Consider the following 2,253-nt stretch of genomic DNA (forward strand, 5'->3'; position numbering starts at 1 on the left):
CCATTGTCGGCATCCTGCTGTTGTCGGCCGGCACGCTGGTGATGTCGTTTCGCGGCGGCGCGCATCTGGAGAAGCTGAACCTGCGGGCGGTCGGCTTCGCCTTCGGCACCTCGGTGTTCATTGCCAGCTACACCCTGTCCGACGGCAGCGGCGCGCGGCTGGCGGCAACCGCGCAAAGCTATGCCGCCTGGCTGTTCATCTGCGATGCGCTTGGGGCGCTGGTGCTGTGCCTCGTTTTCCGGGGGCCCAAGGCGTTGCCGGTGTTGGCGCGCGACTGGAAGACCGGGCTGTTCACCGGCGTGCTTTCCGGCGCGGCTTACTGGATCGTGATGTGGGCCATGACCAAGGCGCCGATCGCCTCGGTGGCGTCATTGCGCGAGACCTCGATCCTGTTCGCCATGATGATCTCGGTCTACGCGCTCGGCGAGAAGATGACGGGCTGGCGCGGTGCGGCCGCGCTCAGCATTGTCGCCGGAGTGATCGCGCTCCGGCTGGGGTGAGCGTCCTCAACCCAGCACGGTCATCACCTGGCCGCGCCGCTCCGGACTGAAGCGGATGACGACGATGATGCAGACGGCGACCACGCCGGCGAACAGCGCCAGCGCGTAGCCATAGCTGCCACCGGGCGCCTCGGCGATCCCCGCCTGATAGGGACCGCCATAAGAGGCGGCGAGATTGCCGGCCTGGTAGATGAAGCCGGGCAAGGTCGCGCGCACCGCGCCGGGCGAAAGCTCGTTGAGATGCACCGGGATGACGCCCCAGGCGCCCTGGACCGCGACCTGCATGATGAAGGCGCCGATGGCCAGCATGAAGGGCGTTGAGCTGTAGGCCCATAGCGGGATGGCCGGCAGGGCGATGATGCAGGCCAAAGTAATGGCATTGATGCGGCCGATCTTCTCCGACAGCGCGCCGAACGCCAGGCCGCCGACAATGGCGCCGATATTGGCGACGATGGTGATCCAACTCACCGTATGCGGATCAAAGCCATGCTGCTTCTTCAGGAAGGTCGGGTAGAGATCCTGCGTGCCATGGCTGAAGAAATTGAAGAACATCATCAGCACCACGGCATAGAGCGCGACGCCCCAGTGCTTCTGCAGCGTCTCCAGAAGCCCCGGCTTGACGGATTTCTGCGCCTCGACGAAGGCGGGTGATTCCGGGACGTGCGAGCGGATGAAGAGTACGATCAGCGCCGGGATGAAGGAGAGCAGGAACATGAAGCGCCAGCCGATCGTATAGCCACCGATCGTCTGCTGGTAGAGCAAGCCATAGACTACCGCCGCCAGCAGGTAGCCGGCGGGATAGCCGCATTGCAGGATACCCGAGACCATGCCGCGCGCGCTCGGCGGAATGGACTCCATGGCGAGCGAGGAGCCGAGCCCCCATTCGCCGCCCATGGCGATGCCGAACAGGGCACGCAACGCCAGGAAAATGCCGAGATTGGGAGAGAAGGCGGCCAGCGCCCCGATCACCGAGTAGCTGACGATGTTGAGCATCAGGATCGGCTTGCGACCGTATCTGTCCGCGAGCATGCCGAAGAAGAACGCGCCGATGAAGCGCGTCGCCAAGGTCAGGAACAGTGCCTTCGAGACTGCCGGGACATCGGTCTGGAATTCACTCGCAATATCGGTGAGCAGGAATGTCAGAAGGAAGAAATCAAAAGCGTCGAGCGTCCAGCCCAGGAACGAGGCCAGAACGGTTTTCTTCTGCTCGGCAGTGAGATTCAAGGCATCCTCCTTTGGTGCCCCCAAAGGAACGATATGTCGCCTTGTCGGCAAAAGAGAACAGCGATCAGCCGGCTTTCGAAAGGTCGGCGGTCACTTTTTCGTAAGGTCGAGATCGAAGACCATCAATCCGTCCGTGCCGCCTTCGAGGGCCGCGACCAGCCGGGCGCCGGCACGCTGATGAGCCTCATGCACCAGATAGGCGTCGCGCGCCGCGGCATCGCGGAAGTCGATGGTGAAGCCATGGGTGAAACCCCGTGCGAAAGGCTCCGGACTGGCATTGGCGCTGAAATGAACCGTCTCCATGCCTTCGATCACCTGTCGCAAGGCCTCGAGGTCGGCGTGGATGGCCGTGCGCTCGGTCGGGGACACATCGCTACGAAATCTGGCGAAAACACAGTGTCTGATCATTTTACCACTCCCTAAGCAGCGTGATTGCCGGAAAACACCGCCGGCGCCAGCGGCTCGCGGCCAAGGATCAGATCAGCACCCTTTTCGCCAACCATGATGGTCGGCGCATTGGTGTTGGAAG

At 63.1% G+C, this 2,253-nt stretch carries 3 protein-coding genes; 1 reads left to right on the plus strand and 2 read right to left on the minus strand.

Annotation, left to right across the window (positions count from 1 at the left end; genetic code table 11):
• Positions 1-500 (plus strand): DMT family transporter (locus EOA36_RS33740; RefSeq protein WP_145969465.1); only part of this gene is annotated, 500 nt, incomplete at its 5' end.
• Positions 501-506: 6 nt separating this feature from the next.
• Here the strand turns inward: EOA36_RS33740 and EOA36_RS33745 are convergent.
• A complete protein-coding gene (locus EOA36_RS33745) occupies positions 507-1,724 on the minus strand; it encodes an MFS transporter (RefSeq protein WP_189343705.1) in 1,218 nt (405 codons plus the stop codon).
• Positions 1,725-1,814: 90 nt separating this feature from the next.
• The gene (locus EOA36_RS33750) at positions 1,815-2,132 is read right to left on the minus strand and encodes a Dabb family protein (RefSeq protein ID WP_127281047.1); all 318 of its coding nucleotides are present in this window, start codon (positions 2,130-2,132) and stop codon (positions 1,815-1,817) included.
• Positions 2,133-2,253 lie beyond the last annotated feature (121 nt).

The organism is Mesorhizobium sp. M8A.F.Ca.ET.021.01.1.1, from assembly GCF_003998025.1.
Taxonomy (GTDB): Bacteria; Pseudomonadota; Alphaproteobacteria; order Rhizobiales; family Rhizobiaceae; genus Mesorhizobium.

Coding starts and splice junctions, on each gene's coding strand:
- EOA36_RS33750 (WP_127281047.1), bottom strand. CDS start 2,132: ATGATCAGACACTGTGTTTTCGCCAGATTTCGTAGCGATGTGTCCCCG.